This window comes from Dokdonella sp. GW821-FHT11D02, assembly GCF_058808595.1.
The window spans coordinates 2,345,718-2,367,517 of sequence record NZ_CM179520.1 but is presented as its reverse complement, the minus strand read 5'-3'; the positions used below and the strand labels follow the sequence as shown (position 1 = coordinate 2,367,517).

Annotated in this window: 16 protein-coding genes; 9 read left to right on the top strand and 7 right to left on the bottom strand. The window is 66.3% G+C overall.

The features are described from left to right. Window positions 1-129 precede the first annotated feature (129 nt). The 3 genes from ykgO (at window position 130) to AC3QL3_RS09945 (ending at window position 1,836) form a co-directional block, all read left to right on the top strand. On the top strand, window positions 130-255 hold the full coding sequence (ykgO, locus tag AC3QL3_RS09955) for a type B 50S ribosomal protein L36 (RefSeq protein ID WP_008215056.1): 126 nt from the start codon (window positions 130-132) through the stop codon (window positions 253-255). Window positions 256-482: 227 nt separating this feature from the next. Next, window positions 483-800: a hypothetical protein gene (locus AC3QL3_RS09950; RefSeq protein ID WP_492898519.1), complete on the top strand. Its 318-nt coding sequence runs from the start codon at window positions 483-485 to the stop codon at window positions 798-800. Window positions 801-804: 4 nt separating this feature from the next. Next, window positions 805-1,836: an agmatine deiminase family protein gene (locus AC3QL3_RS09945; protein WP_492898517.1), complete on the top strand. Its 1,032-nt coding sequence runs from the start codon at window positions 805-807 to the stop codon at window positions 1,834-1,836. 6 nt (window positions 1,837-1,842) lie between these two features. Here AC3QL3_RS09945 and AC3QL3_RS09940 read toward each other — a convergent pair whose 3' ends face one another. Further along, window positions 1,843-3,978: a sensor domain-containing protein gene (locus AC3QL3_RS09940; RefSeq protein ID WP_492898515.1), complete on the bottom strand. Its 2,136-nt coding sequence runs from the start codon at window positions 3,976-3,978 to the stop codon at window positions 1,843-1,845. Between the two features lie 44 nt (window positions 3,979-4,022). Here AC3QL3_RS09940 and AC3QL3_RS09935 point away from each other — a divergent pair, with 44 nt between their 5' ends. From AC3QL3_RS09935 to AC3QL3_RS09925, 3 genes are all read left to right on the top strand, one after another. Then, complete coding sequence (locus tag AC3QL3_RS09935) at window positions 4,023-4,919, top strand: carbon-nitrogen hydrolase (RefSeq protein ID WP_492898513.1); 897 nt, start codon at window positions 4,023-4,025, stop codon at window positions 4,917-4,919. Between the two features lie 26 nt (window positions 4,920-4,945). Then, the gene (locus AC3QL3_RS09930) at window positions 4,946-6,160 is read left to right on the top strand and encodes a TraB/GumN family protein (protein ID WP_492898511.1); all 1,215 of its coding nucleotides are present in this window, start codon (window positions 4,946-4,948) and stop codon (window positions 6,158-6,160) included. A gap of 71 nt (window positions 6,161-6,231) precedes the next feature. Continuing rightward, window positions 6,232-8,754, top strand: a complete 2,523-nt coding sequence (locus tag AC3QL3_RS09925) for a DUF349 domain-containing protein (RefSeq protein ID WP_492898509.1) — start codon at window positions 6,232-6,234, stop codon at window positions 8,752-8,754. Window positions 8,755-8,770: 16 nt separating this feature from the next. Here AC3QL3_RS09925 and AC3QL3_RS09920 read toward each other — a convergent pair whose 3' ends face one another. Then, window positions 8,771-11,383: a type 2 lanthipeptide synthetase LanM family protein gene (locus tag AC3QL3_RS09920; protein ID WP_492898906.1), complete on the bottom strand. Its 2,613-nt coding sequence runs from the start codon at window positions 11,381-11,383 to the stop codon at window positions 8,771-8,773. On the opposite strand from AC3QL3_RS09920, the gene AC3QL3_RS09915 reads away from it, so the two are divergent. Then, entirely contained in the window at window positions 11,267-11,734 is a 468-nt protein-coding gene (locus AC3QL3_RS09915; RefSeq protein WP_492899017.1) for a hypothetical protein, read from the top strand. The genes AC3QL3_RS09920 and AC3QL3_RS09915 overlap by 117 nt on opposite strands. Here AC3QL3_RS09915 and AC3QL3_RS09910 read toward each other — a convergent pair. The 4 genes from AC3QL3_RS09910 to AC3QL3_RS09895 all read right to left on the bottom strand — a co-directional run bounded on the left by AC3QL3_RS09910 (window position 11,709) and on the right by AC3QL3_RS09895 (window position 19,975). Beyond that, window positions 11,709-11,918, bottom strand: a complete 210-nt coding sequence (locus AC3QL3_RS09910; protein ID WP_492898507.1) for a DUF6229 family protein — start codon at window positions 11,916-11,918, stop codon at window positions 11,709-11,711. The genes AC3QL3_RS09915 and AC3QL3_RS09910 overlap by 26 nt on opposite strands. A gap of 313 nt (window positions 11,919-12,231) precedes the next feature. After that, complete coding sequence (locus AC3QL3_RS09905) at window positions 12,232-15,357, bottom strand: efflux RND transporter permease subunit (RefSeq protein ID WP_492898505.1); 3,126 nt, start codon at window positions 15,355-15,357, stop codon at window positions 12,232-12,234. Further along, the gene (locus AC3QL3_RS09900; RefSeq protein ID WP_492898503.1) at window positions 15,354-18,767 is read right to left on the bottom strand and encodes an efflux RND transporter permease subunit; all 3,414 of its coding nucleotides are present in this window, start codon (window positions 18,765-18,767) and stop codon (window positions 15,354-15,356) included. Before AC3QL3_RS09900 ends, AC3QL3_RS09905 begins: the two co-directional genes overlap by 4 nt. Beyond that, window positions 18,764-19,975, bottom strand: coding sequence for an efflux RND transporter periplasmic adaptor subunit (locus AC3QL3_RS09895; RefSeq protein WP_492898501.1), 1,212 nt, complete (start codon window positions 19,973-19,975; stop codon window positions 18,764-18,766). The genes AC3QL3_RS09900 and AC3QL3_RS09895 overlap by 4 nt, the downstream gene beginning before the upstream one ends. 420 nt (window positions 19,976-20,395) lie before the next feature. On the opposite strand from AC3QL3_RS09895, the gene AC3QL3_RS09890 reads away from it, so the two are divergent. Then, on the top strand, window positions 20,396-20,719 hold the full coding sequence (locus AC3QL3_RS09890) for a c-type cytochrome (protein WP_492898499.1): 324 nt from the start codon (window positions 20,396-20,398) through the stop codon (window positions 20,717-20,719). A 29-nt stretch (window positions 20,720-20,748) separates the two neighbouring features. Beyond that, complete coding sequence (locus AC3QL3_RS09885) at window positions 20,749-21,105, top strand: c-type cytochrome (protein WP_492898497.1); 357 nt, start codon at window positions 20,749-20,751, stop codon at window positions 21,103-21,105. A gap of 64 nt (window positions 21,106-21,169) precedes the next feature. Here AC3QL3_RS09885 and AC3QL3_RS09880 read toward each other — a convergent pair whose 3' ends face one another. Next, a complete protein-coding gene (locus AC3QL3_RS09880) occupies window positions 21,170-21,793 on the bottom strand; it encodes an NfuA family Fe-S biogenesis protein (RefSeq protein WP_492898495.1) in 624 nt (207 codons plus the stop codon). Window positions 21,794-21,800 lie beyond the last annotated feature (7 nt).

The following is a 21,800-nucleotide window of genomic DNA, read 5'->3' as shown; positions in this document are numbered from 1 at the left end:
GCGCGGGCAAGCGTCGCTGTCGATCGCGGGCTCGCCGCGACGAAAATTCGCTCGTGGGCTTGGCACGGCCCAGGAATTTCCTTACAATTCCGCGTTTTCCGTGTCCAGAAACCGTCCGCGAGGCGTCCCATGAAAGTGTTGTCATCTCTGAAGTCCGCAAAACAGCGCCATCGCGACTGCAAGGTCGTGCGCCGCCGCGGCAAGGTGTTCGTGATCTGCAAGAGCAATCCGCGTTTCAAGGCTCGCCAGCGCTGAGCTAGCGCTGCTGCCGGATTGCTGAAAAGGGCCGCTCTGCGGCCCTTTTTGTTGCCGGCTCGACACGGTCCGGGCTGCCGGCGGATCGCCGCCTTTCGCGCTCGCGCTGAGCGCCGAACCGGCAATTGCGGGAGTGGTCATGGAACCGTCCGCAGGCTTCTGCTACAAAGTCCGCGTCCGAACGCTGTGTCATCTCGTTTTATTCAACCAGAACAGGGGACTGCGCCATGTTTGTGAAGTCCGTTCTCGCGACGGTGTCGGCCTTCTGCGTGGCCTCGCTGCCGGCTCCGGCCGCCCATGCCGACAGCCTCGACGTCAACGCCAAGGCCTCGCGCTCGGCCAGCAGCCTGCCCGGCCGCGGCCTCAGCATGGCCGAGGTCGAACGCCGTTACGGCGCGCCGCTGGAAAAGCTGCCGACCGCCGGCGGCGACGCGCCGCGCCATCCGCCGATCAACCGCTGGCGCTACCAGGGCTATACCGTCTATTTCGAGCGCAGCCGCGTGATCCACAGCGTGCGCGACGGCGCCGCGCGACCGAAGTCCTGAGTCGATGAGCGAGCGTTTTCGCCTGCCTGCGGAGTGGGAGCCGCAGGATGCGGTTCTGATCGCCTGGCCGCACGCGGCCACCGACTGGGCCGCCCGTCTCGATCGTATCGAAGCCGCCTATGTCGGCCTGGCCGGCGCGATCGGGCGCTTCCGGCCGCTCTTGATCTGCGTCGCCGATGCCGCCGTGCGCGCCCGCGCCGCCGCCCTGCTCGCACCGGTCGTCGATACGACGCGCGTGCGCTACGTCGAAACCGCCTACGACGACACCTGGCTGCGCGATTCGGGGCCGCTGACCCTGGTCGACGGCACGCATTTTCGCCTGGTCGATTTCCGCTTCACCGGCTGGGGCGGCAAGTTCGAGGGCGGTCGCGACGATCGTCTGATCGAGAACCTGGTCGCGCGCGGCCTGTTCGGCACGGCCGATCATCGCCGCATCGACTGGGCGCTCGAAGGCGGCGCGATCGAATCCGACGGCGCCGGCACGCTCTTGACCACCTGGCGCTGCCTGCATCAGCGTCACCCGGACATGACGCGTGCGCAAATGGACGCGTTGCTGAAGGACGCACTCGGTGCCGAGCGCGTGCTCTGGCTCGAGTACGGCTATCTCGAAGGCGACGACACCGACGCGCACATCGACACTCTCGCGCGTCTCGCGCCGGACGATGCGATCGTGTTCCAGACCTGCGACGATCCGACCGACCCGCATTACGAAGAGCTCGCGCGCATGCGCGAGGAGATCGAGCGTTTGCGTACCCGCGACGGCCGCCCGTATCGCCTGCATCCGCTGCCGTGGGCGCGCGCCATCGTCGACGAGGATCGCCGCCTCGCCGCGTCCTATGCCAACTACCTGATCGTCGACGGCGCCGTAATCATGCCGGCTTACGGCGACCCGGCCGACACCGCCGCCGCGCAAGTGATCGCCGCAGCGCATCCGCAGCGCGAAGTCGTTGCGGTCGATGCACGCCCGCTGATCTGGCAGAACGGCAGCGTGCACTGCCTGACCATGCAACTGCCGGCCGGCGTGCTGGCGCGCTGAGCCGGTTCAACCGCGGCGCTGTCCGAAGTCGCCCGCCGCATTGGCCGGCTGCGCGACCGTCATGCGGAAGGTGCCGCGGCCGGCCTGCTTGGCCGCGTACAGCATGGTGTCGGCGCGCACCAACATCTCTTTCGCCGTGAGCGCACCGCCGCGGCACAGGCAGACGCCGATGCTGACGCCGACCGAAGTGATCAAGGCTTCGCCGCGCAACTCGAACGGCCGTCGCATCGAGCCGACCAGCTTGCCGGCGATGCGCTCGGCGTGGCGCGCGTCGGAGATCGCTTCGATCAGCACGGTGAACTCGTCGCCGCCGAGCCGCGCGACCACGTCGGAGGCACGCACCTTGTCGGCCAAACGCGCCGCAAAGGCGCGCAGCAAAGCATCGCCGGCGGCGTGGCCGTGGGTGTCGTTGATCTGCTTGAAGCGGTCGACGTCGAGATAGAGCAGCGCAAGCAAGGAATCCTGGTCGCGCGCACGCGCGATCGCGTTGTCGAGACGCTCGTGGAAGCCGCCGCGATTGAGCAGCCCGGTCAACGTGTCCAGCCGCGCCAGATGCAGCAGGCGCCGCTCCTCGCGCTTCTTCGCGGTGACGTCCTGCAGCATCGCGTGCACGGCGATCACCTGGGCCGAATCCGCGCTCAGTTCGGGAATCAGCGTCGTCTCGGTGCTGCGCACCTGCTCGCCCTCCTCTTCCTCGTATTCGAACGTGACTCGCTCGCCGCGCAGCGCGCGCCGCAGGAATGGCAGCCGATGGCGATAGCGCGCTTCACCGAGCACCTCGCGCAAGGTACGGCCGACGATCTCACCTTCGCTCTGGCGCTTGCGCCGGTAGGCGTCGTTGGCGAAGACGATGCGCTGCTCGGCATCGACCGAAACGATCATCAACGGCAGCGCATCGGCGATCGTGCGCAGGCGCCGTTCGCTCAATTCGCGTTCGCGCTCGGCCGTACGCAGTTCGGTGATGTCCTGCGCATAACCCATCACCCGGCGCACGCCGTCGGCGTCGGTGAACACGCGGTTGCGGTATTGCCACAAGCGCTCGCTGCCGTTCGCACCGCGTACGCGCATCAGGCCTTCGTCCGCGCCGGCCTGTGCGATGCGCCGCAGATAATCCTCCGCTTCGGCGCGCAGCCGTGGGCCGAGCAGCTCGCCCAAGGTTCGGCCGAGCAGTTCCGCCACCGTGCGTCCGATCGACGCGGCGGCGGCCGGATTGACCGCCAGCAAGACACCGTCGAGATCGTGGATGCAGATGTAGCCGGCGCTGTGCTCGAACAGGTCGCGGAAGCGCCGTTCGCTGGTTTCGATCGTGCGAATCGCGTGGCGCTCGGCGGTTACGTTGCGCGCCTGCACCAGGCGCGCGTGCGGCCCCCACAAGCGCACCGCCTGCGCGCTGACCTCCATTTCGAATTCGTTGCCGTTGCGATCCAGATGGCGCCACAGACCTTCCGGATGGTGCGGCGGCAGACCCGAGGCGATGTGCGAACGCAGCCGCTCGCCTTCCGTCGGCACGCGGATGTCGGCGATGGTCATCGCCAGGAATTCTTCTTCGGTATAGCCGTAGAAGCGGATGGCGATCTGGTTCACCGCGAGGAAGCGCAGCGTGCGCGCGTCGTACACCCACATCGGATGCGGGTTCAGGTCGAACAGCGTGCGCAACTGCGCCTCGCGCAGGCGCATGTCGCGTTCGAGCCGCCGGCGCGAGGCCGCGTTGCGCAGGACGCGCCGCAGGATGCGCACTTCCACTTCGTCCGGACCGATGCAATCGCTGCCGCCGGCGTCGAGCAGGGCGACGCGGAAGCGCTCGTCCATGCGCGAGGTGACCATCACGATCGCGCTGTCGGGCGAAAGCATGCGCAGCTGCCGCACCGCATCGAGACCGTCCGAGCCCGCGTACGGCGACGCCAGCAGCAGCACTTCGCAGAACGACGCCCGCACGCGCTCGAGCGCGGCGGCGAGGTCTTCGCGGTGCTGCACCGCCAAGGCCAATCCACAGCTGCGCAGCGGCTTTTCGATGCGCCGCGCCTGACTGGAATCGGCGACGATCAGGACGTGTAGTACGGTCATATCCCGTGACCCTGTGCCAGCCTCCTTCCTACACCGCTCGCCGACGAGCGACAAGGGCGGCACGCGAACCGCGGACATCGATCCGCGCTACCATCGCGGGCTCCGAAACACCACGAAACAAAATGAAACAAAAAACCCTCCAGGTCGCCCTGTTGCAGGAAACCGACCGCGGCAGCCGCGAGGCCAATCTCGATGCGATCGAGGCCGGCTTGCGCGACGCCGCCGCGGCCGGTACCGAGCTGGTGCTGTTGCAGGAATTGCACAACGGACCGTACTTCTGTCAGCACGAGAGCGTGGACGAATTCGATCGCGCCGAATCGATCCCGGGGCCCAGCACCGAACGCATCGGCGCGCTCGCCGAAGAACTCGGCCTGGTCGTGGTCGCTTCGCTGTTCGAACGCCGCACGGCCGGGCTGTATCACAACACCGCCGTGGTGTTCGACCGTTCGCGCGCGATCGCCGGCCGCTATCGCAAGATGCACATTCCCGACGACCCCGCGTTCTACGAGAAGTTTTACTTCACCCCCGGCGATCTCGGCTTCGAGCCGGTGCAGACCTCGGTCGGCCGCCTCGGCGTCTTGGTCTGCTGGGACCAATGGTATCCGGAGGCTGCACGCTTGATGGCGCTGGCCGGCGCCGAGCTGCTGCTGTATCCGACCGCCATCGGCTGGGATCCGGCCGATGCGCAGGACGAAAAAGACCGCCAGCGCGATGCTTGGATCACCGTTCAGCGCGGGCACGCGGTCGCCAACGGCGTGCCGCTGCTGGCCTGTAATCGCACCGGCTTCGAAGCGGCGCCGGGCGAGACCGCCGGCGGACGCGGTATTCAGTTCTGGGGATCGAGCTTCGTCGCCGGACCGCAAGGCGAATTCCTCGCCAGCGCGGCGATCGACGGGCGCGAACTGCTGCTCGCCGAGATCGATCTCGCGCGCAGCGAAAACGTGCGCCGCATCTGGCCGTTCCTGCGCGATCGCCGCATCGACGCCTACGCCGACCTGACCAAGCGGTTCCGCGATTGAACGCCTCCGTCTCCGGCGACGCGCCGATGTCCTCCCTCGATTCCGGCGCCGACGCGCTGGCCGAACAACCGATCGCGCGCGTCAAACGCGGCGAAGTCGAATATGTCTTGCTCGGCACCGCGCACGTGTCGCGCGCCAGCGTCGACGCCGTGCATGCGCTGCTCGAACGCGAGTCGTTCGATGCGGTCGCGGTCGAGCTGTGCGACCCGCGCTACCAGTCGATCCGCGATCCGGAAGCCTTCCGCAAGCTCGATCTGTTCCAGGTGATCCGCCAGGGCAAGGCCGGCTTGGTTGCAGCGAATCTCGCGCTGTCGGCGTTCCAGCGCCGTCTGGCCGAACAGTTCGGCATCGAGCCGGGCGCCGAAATGAAAGCGGCGATCGAAGGTGCCGACTCGCGCGGGCTGCCGATCTGGCTGATCGACCGCGAGATCGGCGTGACCTTGAAGCGCGCCTATCGCAGCGTCGGTCTGCTCGACCGCCTGTCGATCGTCGGCGGCCTCGGCGCCGGCCTGCTCACGCGCGAAGACGTCAGCGAAGACGAGATCGAAAAGCTCAAGCAGGGCGACTTGCTCGGCAGCATGTTCAACGAGTTCGCGCGCGAATCGCCGCCGCTGTACGACGCACTGATCGGCGAGCGCGACCGCTACATGACCGCGCGTCTGCGCCAAGAGGCCGCCGAGAGTACGGCCAAGCGCGTGCTGGTTGTGATCGGCGCAGGTCACTTGAGCGGCATCGAGAAAGAACTCGCGCAGCAGAACGAGATTCCGCAGCCTTTGCTCGAAAAACTGTCGCGGCTGCCGCCGGCTTCCTCCTGGCCCAAGTGGCTGGCCGCGGCGGCCTTCGTCGCGATCGCTGCGGCGATCGGCTACGCCTTCACGCGCAGCGCACGCAGCGGCATCGAAGCGCTGCAGACTTGGGTCCTGTTCAGCGGCGGCTTCGCCGCACTCGGCGCGATCGCCGCCGCCGCGCATCCGCTCAGCGTGCTGGTCGCCTTCATCGCAGCGCCGTTGAAACCGTTCCGGCCCGGCATTCCCGCTTCGGCGTTCAGCGCCGGCGTCGAAGCTTGGCTGCGCCGGCCGCGCGTGGCCGACTTCGACAGCCTGCGCGACGACGTCGCGCACTGGAGCGGCTGGTGGAAGAATCGGATCGCGCGCACGCTGCTGAACTTCCTGTTCGTCACGCTCGGCACGATGATCGGCAGCTACGTGGCGGGATTCCGCATCATCAAGAATCTTTTTTGAATACTCACCGGTGCGATCGTCCCTGATCGCGAAAGTCAAAAGGCCGGCCCGGCCGCACTTCTCGATTCCCTATGAAACTACCTACATTCCTGAGCAAACCGCGCTGGCAGTCGAAGGACCCCGCGGTACGCCGCGCCGCGGTCGCGCACGACCAAGAATCCGAACTGCAGGCCGAACTCGGACGCTTCGCGCGCGAGGACGCCGACGCCGGCGTGCGCATCGCTGCGATGCGCCGCCTGGCCGATCCCGGCCTGGTGCAAGGCCTGATGCAGGACGATGCCGATGCCGAAGTGCGTCGGCAGGCACGTGCGCTGTGGTTCGAGCTGATGTCCGGCACGCATGCGGGGGCGCCCGCGCTGGCCGATCGCCTGCGCCTTTTGAAGGCGCAGGACGAGGCCGAGCTGATCGAACATCTGGCGCGGCGCGCACGCGAACCGGAGCTGCGCCTGGCCGCGCTGCAGCGCAGTCAGCGCCCTGCCCTGCATGCCGAGCGCGCGCTCGAAGACGCCGACGCCACGGTGCGCGCCGCCGCACTCGAACGCATCGACGACGAGGCGCAGCTGTTGCGTCTGGCCGAACGCGCGCGCAAGTCGGACAAGCAGATCAACCGCCTCGCGCGCGAACGCATCGAGGCGTTGCGGATCGGACGCGGCGACGACGCCACCTTGGAACAACGCGCGCGCAGCTTGTGCGAGCGGCTTGAACAGCTCGTACGCGAGCCGCGCGGCAGCGCGGCGGAAGACGAAATCGCCGCGCGTTGGAACGAAATCGAATCGCGCATCGGCGCCGGCTTGCGGCAACGCTACGAAACGGCGCGCGGCCTGCTCGTCGCGAGCCGCAGCGAGCGCGTGGTGCCGCAGCCGCCGATCGAACCGCCTGCCGTCGAAGCAGCGCCGGCTCCGATTGATTCCGTGGAGAACACGGAAACCGATTCCGCTGCGACCGAGGCGGAAGCCACGGCCGATCCGGCCGCGCTCAACGAACTGATCGCGCAAGCGCGATTCGTCGCTTCGCTCGACAGCGTGAACAGCGAACGTCAGCTGCAACGCGAACGCCAACAGGCGCAGCAAGCGCGTCTTGAAACCGCACTCGCGGCGCTCAGTACTGCGCTCGAAAGCGGCGCCAGCGCACAGGCGCATGCGCGCAAAGCCGAGGTCGACGAATTGCGCCGGCAGAGCGAAACGCCGCTGCCGCGCGCGCTGGCGCAACAGCTCGCCGCCGCCGAGCAACGCTACGCCGAACTCCACCGCTGGCAGTTCTGGGCCGACGGCCAGCGCCGCCGCCAGCTGTGCGAGGACATCGAAGCGCTGGCGCAAGCCGGCCTGCATCCCGACGCGGTCGCCGTGCGCGTGCGCGACGCGCAGACCGAGTGGAACCGTCTCGACGCCATCGAAGGTCCCGAATCGACGCGCCACGGTGCGCTCGCACGCCGCTTCCACGCCGCCAGCCGCGCCGCACTGGCACCGGCGCGCGCCTATTTCAAGAAACGCCACGAGCTGCGCGAATCGCAGGCTCAACGGATCGGCGAAGTGCTCGAACGCGCCATCGTTCATGCGGCCGAAGGTGCGCAGGCGCCGGCGGCCACTGCAGCGCGACGTGAGGTCGCGGCGGCGTTGCGCGACCTCGACCGCGTCGAGCCGCGCGAGCGCAAGGCCTTGGCCGAGCGCTTGAAGCAGGGCTTGGCCGCACTCGATGCACGCATCGCCGCGCACGACGACGACATCGCAAGCGCCAAGCAAGCCCTGATCGTACGCGCGCAGGCGCTGACCGAGCCGACGCTGCAACGCGGCGCCGTCGCGGCAGCGCGCGAGCTGCAGCAGCGCTGGCAAGCGATCGGCCATGGCCGGCGCGACCGCGACCAAGCGCAGTGGAAGAGCTTCCGCGCCGCGCTCGATGCGGTGTTCGGACGTCTCGACAGCGAGCGCGCCGAACGCTCGGCACGCGACGTCGAAGCGCGCGGCCAGGCCGAAACCTTGTGCGCCGAACTCGAAACGCTCGCCGACGATGCGGCCAACGCCGAGCGCGCGGCGGTAGCGCGCATCGAAGCGGCCTGGGATGCACTCGGCCGTCCCGACGAAGCCTTGCGCAAACGTTTCGACGCCGCGCGCGCGCGTCTGCGCGACGCTGCCGCGAACCGCGAACGCGCTGCGCGTCACGCCCGTTTCGCGCATTGGCTGGCGCGCTACCGTTTGTGCCGCGAGGCCGAACACGCGGCGCCGGCCGACGAATCGTTGCGCGAGCGCTGGCACGCTGCTGCCGCGAGCGACATCGCAGGCGCCGCCCTGAACCGGCGTTTCGAGAGCCGTTTCGACGATGCGATGGTGGCGCCGGACGGCGACGCCGACGCGCAGATCGATGCGTTGATCGAACTGGAAATGTTCGCCGGCGTCGACTCGCCCGCGCAAGATCGCGAGCGCCGGCGCGCGTTGCAGGTCGAACGGCTTTCGGCGCGCTTGCGCGGTGGCGCCTCGACCCAGCCGCAACAGGAGCTGGCGGTGCTGCTGACGCGCTGGAGCGAACTCGGTGCGGCCGACGCTGCGCTCGACGCGCGCCTGGAGCGCGCGTTCGAGGCCGCCGTGGCCACCCTGCCCTGATGAATCGCCGCCGTCGCTAGGCGGCCCGATTCATTCGCTCGAGCAGCAAGGGCGACGGCAGGTCGCAGTCGGGGTGCATGCGATTGAGGCTGTGGATCGCGCCTGCGAGGCCAGTCATCAGCCCCGGCGTGAAGGCGGCGCGAGTCAGGCCGCCGACCATGCCGTTGTGTTCCTCGATCGAAGAGACGACCTGCGCGATCGGCGTGTCACGCTCGATCGCGCAGCCCTCGCCGTCGACCGACGCGGCACGCACCAGGAGTTCCCACAGCGACAGATCGCCGTGACAAAGCGTGTGCGTGATGCCCCACTTGTCGCCGGCGGCACCGACCGCGCGGCGCAGCGTTCGACGATGGCGAACATCGCCGGTGCGCGCATACAGATCGGTGGCGGCGAGACCTAGGCCGACGCTGCCATAGCACCAGATGTTGAACGCATCGCCGCCGTCCTGCTCACGTGCGTCGAGCCAGTTGCCGAGTTTTTCGTCGTAACGCGATTCTTCGAGCGCGAACGCGCCTTCGGCGAGCTTCCGCCAGCGCACGCGATCGGCTTCCTCGCCGGCGCCGGCGAGGATCAGCCGCGTCAGCGCCCAGGCGATGCCTGTAGTACCGTGCGCGAAACCGCCGACCGGCGCATTGTCGGCGCGTGTCGGCCAGCGGCAACCGCGATCGTCGACGATCGCGCCCGCTTCCAGGCGCCGGCCGGCCTGCGCGGCCAGCTCGATCCATGCGCGATCGCCGCTCGCTTCGGCCAAGCCCAACAGCGGCACGATCAAGCCGGCGTAACCGTCGATCAGGTCGAACTGCGCCTCACCGACGTCCAAGCCTGTCGCACGCAAGGCTTCTGCGCGCGCGACCGCCTGCGCGAGCGCGCGCGGGCAACGCATCAAATCGGCCAGGGTCAGCCAAGTCCAAATCTGCGCGCCGTAGCCGCTGAAGCCGCCGACCGTGGTCGGTTTCTGCGTGGCCTCCATCGCTTCGAGCACGCGCCGCGCGCCATCGAACGCCTCTTCGATGCCGGCGACCGCATCCGCCCTGCCGCGTTCGACCTCGTGCCGATAGCCGGCCAGAGCGATCAAGACGCCGCCGAGGCCGAAGTACATACCCGGCTGCAACGGACGGATCATCCAGCCGTCCTTGGTGATCTCCGGGCTGATCCAGGTCACCGAGCCGTCGTCGCCGCGCACGGCCGCCTGCAGCATGCGTTCGACCATTTCGGCAGCGAGTCGGCGCCGGCGCTGCTCGAGCTGATCGGCGTGTGGGCGGCGCGCGGCGAAGCGGCGCTCCTCGCTCTCGATGCGATCGTCCATGTGGCGGTTCAGATCAGTCGCGACGAGCGCGCCGCGAATGGTCAGCTCTTCCAGCTCGACGCGCATGCTGCGCCAATCCGTCAGCACGCTGTCGACGTCGGCCGCGCCAAGCCGCCTACCGAAGATCGGTACGTCGCCGTAGCGCATGGCCTCGATTTCGCCGGCGATCTCCTGCGGGTCGGACGGTGCAATCGGATCGAGCGCGCCGCCGCGGGCGAGCAGGCTGCGCGCACGCTCGATCGCCTTGGCTTCGTCGTGCAGCGAGGCGGGATGCCACAGCATGCGGCCGATTTCGACATAGGTCGTGGTCGAACGACGGATCTGACGCACGTGGCAGCCGACGAAGCCGCCGAGCAAGGGCGCGAGTTCGCCGCTCGCGTCCAGACGCTGCAGACGGCGAGTCCCCTCGAAGAATCCTTCGCTGATGCAGTCCCAATACGCGGACACTTGCGGACGCGGATCGGGGTGGTTCTGCGACGGTGCCATCTCGACGTCGACGATGCGCATGCGCGCCTGCGGCGTGCCGTCTTCGACGATCACCGGCAGATGCACGGTCGGCTGCTGGTCGGGCAGTCCGCCGGCGGCGGAGATGTCGACGTTGTCCAAACCGAGTGCCTGCGAGCGGAACGGCACGATGCCAGTACGCAGCACCGAGCCGCGCACCAAGGTGAGGGCCAGATCGTAGGCGTGGCCGAACGGCGACGCCTTCCAGTTCGGATTGGGTACGAACAGACTTTCGACGTCGATGACGACCGGGATCGGCCCCGCCGCAATCAGATTTTCCTGGTGAATGTCGGTACCGCCGAGCAGGCGCAACACCGCCAGCCAGTGGCCGAGTCCGCGATAGAACGCGCGCAACTCGTCATCGCCTTCGCAATAGTGATGCGTGACGAAGCCGGCCCAGCCGTAGTCGCCGCGGTCGATCACGGCAGGCACGCGAATGCGCGCGTCCGCGTGGTCGAAGAGCTTGGCGAGAAAACTGTCGAGTGCCGCGTCGACACGCAGCGAGCGCGGCTTGTACATGAGCTGGCCACGCTCGAATTTGAGTCGCGCCACGCTTTGGCCGCCGGCGTGCAGGTCGCCGAGACCCAGGCTGATTTCGAGCAGGCGTCCGCTGGGGCCGCCGAGCAAAGGCGCCAGCGCAGCGCGATCGTCGAGCAAGCGCTGCAGCATCGCTTCGAGCGCGACGCGTTGCCGATCGAGCAGATGTTGCAAGCGTTGCCGCAGCGGTGGGTAGCGGCGATCGAAATGCTGGTCGAAAGCGGGCGACGAGGCGCGCTCGAGGAATTGCGCGAAACGCGAGGCATCGTCCGCCGCAGTCAGCTCACCGGCACGTTTGGCCGCGTGCAGTTCCAGCAGCAGCACTCGATTGAGTTTGAGCTGCGCGTTCGCGCGCAAGGCGTGATCGACATTGCCCTGGATCAACTCGCGCTCTTGCGCATCCAAACGATCGGAGCATCGTTCGATGAAGATACCGAATGCGTGGCGTTGAGAGGCAGTGAATCGATCGATGATGGGCGCGAAGGCGTTCGGCGTTATGGCGTCCGTCATGCGATTGGGATTTTATGGATTGCGCGAATGCAGCGGGACGTGAACGTCGGCACGCAGTCGGAATGCTCGCGGCGACTGCGTGCCGGCGCAAACGAGTTCAACAGCAGCAGCAGCCGCCGGTGAACGAGCAGCTCGAGCACGTCGCCGTCGTTCTCGGGCCAACCGAACCGAACACTTCGGTTTCGTTCAACGCGCCTTCCATCGCCTGCTCGCCCTCGACGTACAGAGGACCTGCGGGATTTTCCCAGCCGTCGACGCTGTCGCTGCCTTCGAGCCAGCCCGAAACCACTTCGTCGTTCTGTTGCATGGCGTTACTCCTCCAGTGTGATCCAATGAGATTCGGCCGATCACCGTTCTCCGCAAAGAGAACTGCGAGATACCGAGCGTTTTTATTGGAAATCGCGGAGCCGCACTCGAAACGACATCAGTACACGAACGGGCACTCTTGAGCAGGCGCCGCCCAATTAGACTGGACCCGCCGCAAAAGGCTGTCAATTGGAAAAAATCCTCACCGAATATGGTGTTTACGCCGAGTTGTGAACGCGATCACAGCGACGAATAACGAGGCGTAAGCGGCAGGTTCAAACGCGGCGCCGATCGAGCGATCGGCGCCGATACGTTTACGGCACAGAAGCAGCGACCGCGCCGCGGCGCACACGACCGCCGCGTGCGTCGGCGATCACGCTGCGTGCCCACAACCGCGAATCGTCGAGCAGCGAGTAGATGCACGGCAGCGCGAGCAGAGTGACGATGGTCGAGAAAGTCAGTCCGCCGGCGATCGCGCGCGCCATCGGGAAGTACGGCGGGCCGTTGCTCCAGGCTTCGGCGCCGGCGAAGGTCAGCGGCAGCATGCCGAGGATCGCCGTCGCCATCGTCATCAGGACCGGCCGCAAGCGCTCTTTCGCACCGAGCACCAGCGCCTCGGTGCGCAGATGGCCTTCGTGGCGCAGCTGGTTGATGTGCACGATCATTACGATGCCGTTGTTGACGACCACGCCCATCAGGATCAGCACGCCGATCGCGGCCATGATCGAGAAGGTCGTGCCGGTCAGCCAGAACAGCCAGTACACGCCGAAGATCGAGAACACGAAGGTCATCAGGATCGCCGCCGGGAAAATCAGCGACTCGAACATCGCGCACATCACGACGTAGACCAGCACCAGGGCGATCAACGTGTTGAACAGCATCTGCTGGCCGGCGTTCTCGTCGCGATCGAAACCTTCGCCGAAGCTCCAGCGGTAACCCGGCGGCAGCGCCAGCGAATTCATCGCCTTGGTGATTTCCTCGCGCGCCTCCGGCATGGTCTTGCCTTCGGCCAGATTCGCATTGATCTTCAGCGCAGTCATGCGGTCGACGCGTTCGATCGCCGACGGCGTTTCGCGCGTGTCGGTGCGCAGCATCGACAGCAGCGGGATCTGCGTGTTGTCCGGCGCGCGCAGCTTGAAGTCGGACAGACCGGCCAGGCTTTGCGTGTCGGCACCCTGGAAGCGCAGCCAGGTCGACAACTGCTGGTCGCCGGCGTGGAAGTCCTTCAGCGGCATACCGCGCAGGGCGATCTGGATGTAGTTCGACACACTCTGCGCGTCGAACCCGTATTGCTTGGCGCGGATGCGGTCGACTTGCGCGGCGACTTCGCGGTCGCCATTGCCTTTCTCGGTGCGCACGTCGCGGAGAGACGGCAGGTGCGACAACACCGGCAGCACGCTGGTGCTGAGCTCCTTCAACTGCTCCATCGAATCGCCGACCAGCGAAATGTCGACACCGCCGCTGGTGCCGCCGCGGAAATCGAAACCGATCTTGCCGACCGCCAGCTGCGGCAGGCCTTTGCGGATGTCTTCCTTGATCTCGGAGACCGGCCGCTGCTTCTTGATTTCGCGACCGAGCACGCGATCGATCAAATTCTGGAGCGCGCCGCCACCGGCGTCGGTCAAGAGCACGCGCGTCTGCGCCTCGCCGTGCTCGCTGTACCAGGTGTAGACCGATTTGATTTCGAAGCGCTCGCGGTTCTGATCGAGGAATTTCTCGACCTGCAGCACCGCCGGCTTGAGGTCCTGCAGCCGGTAGTTCGCGTTGAGCTGATACCACAAGCGCAATTGGCGCGATTCGCCGTCGTCGAACATATTCGACTTGGTCTGCGTGATCGGTATCACGCTGGCGACGACCAGGCCGAGTACGGCCGCGACGGTCCAGCGCCGATGATGCAAGGTCCACTCGACCACGCGGCCGTAGCGCTCGCGCAGGCGCGAGATCGCGCTCTCGCGACCGAGGAATTTCGGCGGCGGCAGTTTGGAAGCGAGCATCGGCACCAAGCTGACCGCGACCAGCCAGGAAGCCAGATGCGCGATCGACATCGCGATCGCGACCTGGGCCAGGAAGATCGAGATGTCGTTGGTCTCGCCGAAAATGTTGGGCAGGAACACGACGATGCTCGACAGCGTGCCGGCGGCGATCGCGATACCGACTGCTTGGGTACCCTGCACCGCGGAATACCAGGCTCGATCCGGATACTTCTCGCGATATTGATAGATGCTCTCGACCACCACGACCGCGTTGTCGACCAGCATGCCCACGGCGAGCAACAGACCCATCATCGACAGCACGTTCAAGCTGATGCCGAGGAAGTACATGCAGCCGAGCGTCATCACGAAGCAGATCGGAATCGCCAGCGACACCATCAAAGTCGAAGGCCAGTCGCGCAGGAAGAAGAACAGCACCAGCACCGACATCAAGGTGCCTTCGAGGCCGGCCCTGCCGAGTTCACGCAAGGAACCGGTCACGCTGTCGGCTTGGTTCTCCATCGCGTAGACCTGCAGGCCGCTGAGTTCCTTCGAGGCCTGAATGCGCCTGACCTCCTCCATCACCTGGCGCCCGGTGTCGACCAGGTTCGCATTGCGCTCGCGGAAGATGTCGATGCCGACCGCCGGCTTGCCGTCGAGCCGGCGCGCGAATTCGAGCCGTGCAGGACGCAGGGTGACATTGGCGATGTCGCCGAGCTTGAGACCCTTGGCGTCGAGCGGCACCGAGCGGATGTCGTTCAGATCGTTCCATTGCCCTTGCGGCTGCACGCGGAAGCGCTTGCCGCCGGCGCTGATCTGTCCGGCGGAGACGGCGAAGTTCGCCTTCTCGAGCTTCTTGTACAGATCGTCGAGATTGAGGTTGTGCGCGCTCAAGCGATCGGACGACAGCTCGATCTGCACTTCCGGCTTGCCGATGCCGGAAATGTCCACGCGCGCGACGCCGGGAATGCGCTCGAGCGGACGCTTGATCTCGCGCTCGATCAGCTCGTAGGCGTTGGCGAGGTCGCCGCCTTCGTTGGCGATGCGCAGCTGCAGCATCGGATCGTCGGTGGTGGAGAACTTCAGCACGTGATAGCGCTGCAGATCGGACGGCAGGTCGGCGCGGATCGCATCGATTTTCTCGCGCGCCTGCACCGCCTTGATCGCGACGTTCTCGCCCCACTTGAACTCCATGATGATCTGCGCCGACTCGGCGTCCGACGTCGAGCGCATGCGCTTGATGCCGGGCAGCGTCGCCAGCGCTTCCTCGACCGGTCGCGCGAGCGTGCGTTCGATCTCGGTCGGCGTCGATCCCGGGTACGGGATCTCGATGAACAAGAACGGCACGTCGATGCTCGGAAACTGCTCGAGCGGCAGCCGGAACGCCGCGATCAGCCCGACCGCGACCATCGACACGAAGAACATGATCGCGGTGACGGGACGCTTCAGGCTGAGCTCGGCGAGGTTCATGCAGGCTCTCCGGCGACGTCGGTTTCGGCCAAGCTCTCGACGCTCTTGCGATGGCGCAGGCCGCGTTGCACGTACCACTCGTCGCCGCGGCGATCGAGCAAGTCGTACACGACCGGAATCACGACCAGGGTCAGCAGAGTCGAAACCGCCAGACCGCCGATCACCGTCAGCGCCATCGGTGCGCGCACTTCGGCGCCTTCACCGACGCCGATCGCAAGCGGCATGAAGCCGATCAAGGTGCACAGAGTCGTCATCACGATCGGCCGCAGACGCGATTCGGCACCTTGCGCCAGCGCTTCGCGTTTGGGAACGCCGGCCTCGCGCAGTTGATTCACCCGATCGATCAGCACGATCGCGTTCTTCACCACGATACCGACCAGCATGATCAAACCGATGAACACGACGACCGAGATCGCCGAGCCGCTGAGCTTGAGAGCGAGGATCGCGCCGACCGCGGCGAGCGGGATCGAGAACATGATGACGAACGGATGCAGCAGCGATTCGAACTGCGAAGCCATCACCAGATAAACCAGGAAGATCGCGAGCCCGAGCGCGAACACCAGTGACTGCACCGAAGAATCCAGCTCTTCGCTTTGGCCGCCGATGCGCGTCTTCACTCCGGCGGCGAGCGGATGGGTGGCGACGATGTCGCGGACTTCGGCCACCGCGCTGGACAGATCGCCATAGCGCAGGTTCGACGACACGATCGCGACGCGCTCCTGGCTGACGCGATGGATCTCGCTCGGCCCTTCGCTGGCGACGACGTCGGCGACGGCGGAAAGACGGATCGGCGTGTCGTTGCTCGACTGCGCGGTTTCGTTCGCCTTGGTGGTCGCGCTGGAGGTTGCCGACGAAGACGTACCGCTGCTCGCCGTAGTGCCGGTGTTGCCGTTCGAAGCGGTGCCGGGCGCCGGCACGTAGCCGATGACGAGGTTGCGAATGTCCTCGACGCTACCGCGGTCGGAAGCGCGCGCGCGCACCAGCACGTCGATCTTGCGGTCGCGGAATTCGTAGCGCGTGGCCACTTCGCCCTTGACCTTGCGCACGAGGCGATCGGAGATGTCGCGCGTGGTCAGGCCGAGCGCGGCGGCGCGGTCCTGGTCGAAGCGCACCTGGATTTCCGGATAGCCGCCTTCGACGGTCGACTTCACGTCGGTGAAGCGCGGCGAGGCTTTCATCAGCTCGGTCAGGCGCTGTCCGCCCTTGGCCAGCGCGTCGAGATCGTAGCCGCGAATTTCGATTTCCAGTGGCGCCGAGAAACTGAACAGCTGCGGCCGCGCGAACTTCATGCCGGCGTCGGCGCGCGTCATGCCCTCGCGCAGACGCTCGATCTCGGACGCTTCGATCGCCTTGCTGCCACCGTCTTTCAATGCGATCGACAAGCGCGCGATGTTTTCGCCCGATTCGGTCGGGTTCGCGTCCAAACGCGTGCCGGCACCGGCGACGCCGTAGATCGAAGCGACGCCCGGATCCTTGGCGTGCCGCTCGGAAATCTGCGCGACCAGCTTGTCGGTTTCCACCAGCGGCGTGCCGGGCGGCAGCGTCACGGTCATGTCGAAGCGACCCTGCGCCAGCTGCGGGATCAAGTCGAGGCCGAGCGTCGGCACCAGCGCGAGCGTGCCGGCCAGAGCCGCCATCGCAAGTCCGAGCACCCGCCACGGATGCGCCAGCGCGCTCGGCAGCGAGCGATGATAGAACGCGGCGGCGCGATCGTAGGGCCAGATCACGAAGCGACCGACGAAGCGCAACGCGCGCCCGAACACCAAACCGCAGAAGCCGGCGATCGCGGCGATCAGCCAAGCGAATGCGCGCGGCACGGTGTGGCCGAGGAATTCGCCGAACGCACGTGCGGCGAGCGTCAGGCCGCGCAAAATCCGGTTGCTCGGCAACGGCCGCGGCGACTTGGGTGGCTCTTCGCGATAGGCCAGCGGCGAACGTCCTTTCAGCGAGGCCAGCATCGGGATCAAGGTCATCGAGACCAGCAGCGACACCAGCATCGCAAAGGTGATGGTCAGCGCCTGATCGCGGAACAGCTGGCCGGCGATGCCCTGCACGAACACCAGCGGAAAGAACACCGCCACCGTGGTCAGTGTCGAGGCGGTCACCGCCATGCCGACTTCGGCCGTGCCGCGCACCGCCGCTTCGAGTATGGGCACGCCCTTCTCGCGCAGACGCGCGATGTTCTCAAGCACGACGATCGAGTCGTCCACCACCATGCCGGTCGCCAAGGCGAGGCCGCCCAGCGACATCACGTTCAAGGACAGGTGCAGCTGGCCCATGAAGAAGAACGTCGCGATCAAGGAGACCGGCAACGACAGCGAGATGATGAAGGTGCTCCACGAATCGCCGAGGAAGAAGAAGATGATCAGGATCGCCAACACGCCGCCGAGCAAGGCATCGAACTTGACCTCGCTGAGCGCGTGCTCGATGAAGATCGACTGGTCTTCGATCGTGGTCAGGGTGGCGCCGCTGGGCAGACTGTCCTTCAGCTTGGCCAGTTGCGCCTTGACCGTGGTCGCGACGCTGACCGTGTTGGCATCGCCTTCCTTGTAGATCGCAAGCTCGATCGCCTCGCGCCCGTCGATGCGCACGATGCCTTCGCGCTCTTTGAAGCTCTGGCTTACCGCCGCGATGTCCTTCACGCGGATCGGCACGTTGCCGTCGATCTTGACCAGGAGCTCGCGCATTTCGTCGAGCGTCTTGAACTGGTTGATCGTGCGCACCAGGAAACGCTGGCTGGCTTCCTCGATGCGGCCGCCGGACGCGTTGACGTTCTCTATCTTCAGACGCGTGATGACGTCGTTGATGTCGATGCCCAGGCGCGCCAGTTTCTGCTGGTCGATGGAGACGTCGATCTCGTCTTCCAGGCCGCCGCCGACCTTGACCGCGGCGACGCCAAGCACCGGCTCGATGCGCTTCTTCAGATCGTCGTCGGCGAAGCGGCGCAGCTGCTTGAGCTGCGCTTCGGTCGTCTCGCCCTGCGCGGTGAGGCCGAGCCGGATGATCGGATCGGTCGACGGATTGAAGCGCAGCAGCAGCGGCTTCTTCGCTTCGAGCGGCAACTGCAGGGTGTCGAGTTTGTCGCGCACCTCCAAGCTCGCCATGTCCATGTCGGTGCCCCAGGCGAACTCGAGCACGACGTCGGACTGGCCGGTGCGCGAAACCGAATGCACCTTGCGCACGTTCTTGACCACGCCGACCGCCTCTTCGACCGGCTGGCTGATCAGGTTCTCGATCTCAAGCGGCGCCGCACCTTCGTATTCGGTGCGCACCGTCAGCGTCGGATAGGACAAATCCGGCAGCAGGTTGACCTTCAGGCCGAAAAGCCCGATCACGCCGAACAACACCATCGTCAGCGTCAGCATGCCGATGGTGACGCGCCGGCGCGTGGCCAGCTCAGGCAGGTTCATACGGCTTTTCCGGGTGTGACGGCGGAAGCGACGGCCGGCTTGTTGGCGTCGTCGAGGATTTGCACCTCGGTGCCGTCGCGCACGGCGTTGCGGCCGATCGTGATGACGCGCTCACCGTCCTTGAGGCCGTCGCGAATCTCGACGCGATCGCCTTCGACGTAACCGGTCTTGACCAGGCGGCGCTTGGCGACGAAGTTCGGCGCCGCCGGCTGGACCTGCTCGGCCGCTACCGCTTCGCCGGGCTTGCCCTTCTTGGCTTCGGGCTTGTCCGACTTCGCCTTCGGCGGCGCCGGCTCGATGATGAACACCGCGCTCTCGCCGTCTTCCTCGACCAAGGCCGTGCGCGGCACCACGAGCGCGTCGTGACGCTGGTCGTAGGCCACTTCGATACGGCCGAACATGCCCGGCTTGAGCGTACCGGTCTCGTCGCGGAACTGGCAGGTCGCGCGGAAGGTGCCGCTGGCGGCTTCGACCACCGGAGCGATGCGCGCGATCGTGCCGGTATAGCTCTTGCCGCCGAGCGCGTCGACCTTCATCTGCACCGACTGGCCGGGCTTCAAAGTATCCAGATCGCGTTCGGGCACGTTCAGCACGGCCTCCAGCGGATCCATATCGACGATCTGGAACAGGTTCTGGTTGGTCTGCACGAGATTGCCGAGCTTGATCGAGCGCTTGGCGATCACGCCCGAGATCGGCGCCACGATGCGCGTGTAGGACACATCGAGTTCCGCGCCGGCGGCCACCGCCTTCTGCGTTTCCAGATCGTATTTGTCGCGGTCGTAGTCGGCGCGCGGGGTGATCTTCAGCGCCAGGCCTTTCTCGGCCTTTTCATAGGCGGCCAGCGCTTTCTTGTAGGTCGCGCTCGCCTGCGCCAGCTTGTTGCGCGCACTGTCGTCGTCGAGCTGGGCCAGCAGCTGGCCTTTTTCGACGCGCTGCCCCTCCTCGACCAGGATCTTCAACACAATGCCGGTGGTCTTCGTCACGACCTGCGCATCGCCGACCGCTTCCAATGTGGCGGTGCCCGAATAGTTCGCAGTCACCGACTGATGCTTGGCGGAAGCGACTTCGACCGGGATCGCGGTCTGGGCGCCGGTATCGGCCGCCTTGCCGGCCCCGCCGCCTCCGCAAGCCGCCAAAGAGAAGGTGATCGCCGCGGCGAGCGCGGACCAGCGGGCACGATGGATCGCCCGGCGAAGGGAACTTGGCATGCGAGTCGGATGCATAGGACTGGAGTCCGGAGGGGAATTGATATGGTGTTATACTAAACTACATCACTATCTATGTGCAACTGCCGCTCAGGCAGCGGAAGTCGGTCCATCAAATTCATTCCCGAAGCACGCCGTTGACCGGATCGTCGATCTCCCAGGACACGATCCGCGGCTTCGAGGTTGCATCGTCAGCTTGCTCTTTCATGCGCAAGATTGCGTGAGCCGGTAGTCACGAGCGCGTGCGCACTCGACGTTCCGCAGTAGATGCGCGAGGTGCGGAAAAGGTTGCGGCAATTTGTCGCCCGAACGCGCCGCGCTGCACGTGCAGAGCATCGCCGCGCGGTGCAACGGGTCCGAATTTCTGAACGACACGCTATACTCGCGGGGTTTACGTCCGCACGATCAAACCCGGTACCCCACATGATCCGAGCTTCCTTGCTGGCCATCGCCTTGCTGACCCTTTCGCTGCCGTGCGCCGCCGCCGTCGAAAAGGGCGACGCCGCTGCCGGCAAGATCAAGGTGTACACCTGCTCCGGCTGCCACGGCGTCACCGGCTGGAAGAACGCCTACCCGAACTATCACGTGCCCAAGATCGTCGGTCAGAACTACGACTATCTGGTCGGCGCGTTGAATGCGTACAAGAAGGGCGAGCGTTCGCATCCGACCATGCGTGCGCAAGGCGAGAGCTTGTCCGAGCAGGACATCCGCGACATCGCCTCTTACCTCTCCAGCATCACGCCCTGAGTTCGGGCCGTACCGGGACAGTTCTCGACATGAAGCGCTTCTTCGCACCGCTGTTGATCACGACGATCGCCCTCTCGACCGGCACCGCTTTCGCAGCAGCGCCCGACATCGAAGCCGGCAAAGGCAAGGCTGTGGTCTGTCAGGCCTGCCACGGCGCCGACGGCAATGCCGGCACCGATCCGCAGTATCCGCGCCTCGCCGGTCAGTATCGCGACTACCTCGCACGCGCCTTGCACGAGTACAAGAAAGGCGAGCGCAAGAACCCGATCATGGCCGGCTTCGTCACGACGCTGTCGGATCAGGACATCGAAAATCTCGCCGCTTACTTCGCCAGCCTGCCGGGCAGCAAGATCGGCGATCTGCACGGGCACGTGCAGGGCGAGTGAGGCCGGGATTCGGGATTCGGGATTCGAATAGCAGCTTGCGCTGTTTGAAGCGACGCTGTTCGCGTCAGCTTCCCTGCGAGTCCCGATTCTCCACTCCCGATTCCCGCTTGCGCATGTAGGGATTGGTGCCGCTGGCGTGATCGGTCGCGTCGGCGACGCCGCTGACTTCCGGCACACGTTGCTTCAAGGTGCGTTCGACACCGCCGCGCAAGGTCGCATCGACCATGCCGCAGCCGTGGCAACCGCCGCCGAACTGCAGCACGACGATGCCTTCCGCCGTCACTTCGCGTAGGGAGACGCGGCCCCCGTGGGAGGCGAGCTGCGGATTGATCTCCGACTCGATCACGTAACGCACGCGCTCGACCACGCTGGCATCCTCGCCCGGCACCGAGCCGCGCAACGCCGGCGCGCGGATGGTGAGTTGGCCGCCGGTCGGCGAGCGGTCGTAGTCGATCGTCGCGCCGTCGAGAAACGGCACGCTGGCCGCTTCGACGAACAGCGAGTAGCCCTCGCATTCCACTTCCCATTCGCTGCCGTCGCGATCGTTCGGCTCGGAAAACTCGAGCTGACAGTCGCCGCGCGGCGTGCCCGGCTCGACCGCGCGCAAACGAATGCCCAGCCCCGGCAGCGCTTGCTGCTCGATCAGCTTGCGGAAATGGTCTTGCGCGGTGGCGGAAAGCGAAATCATGAGAGGC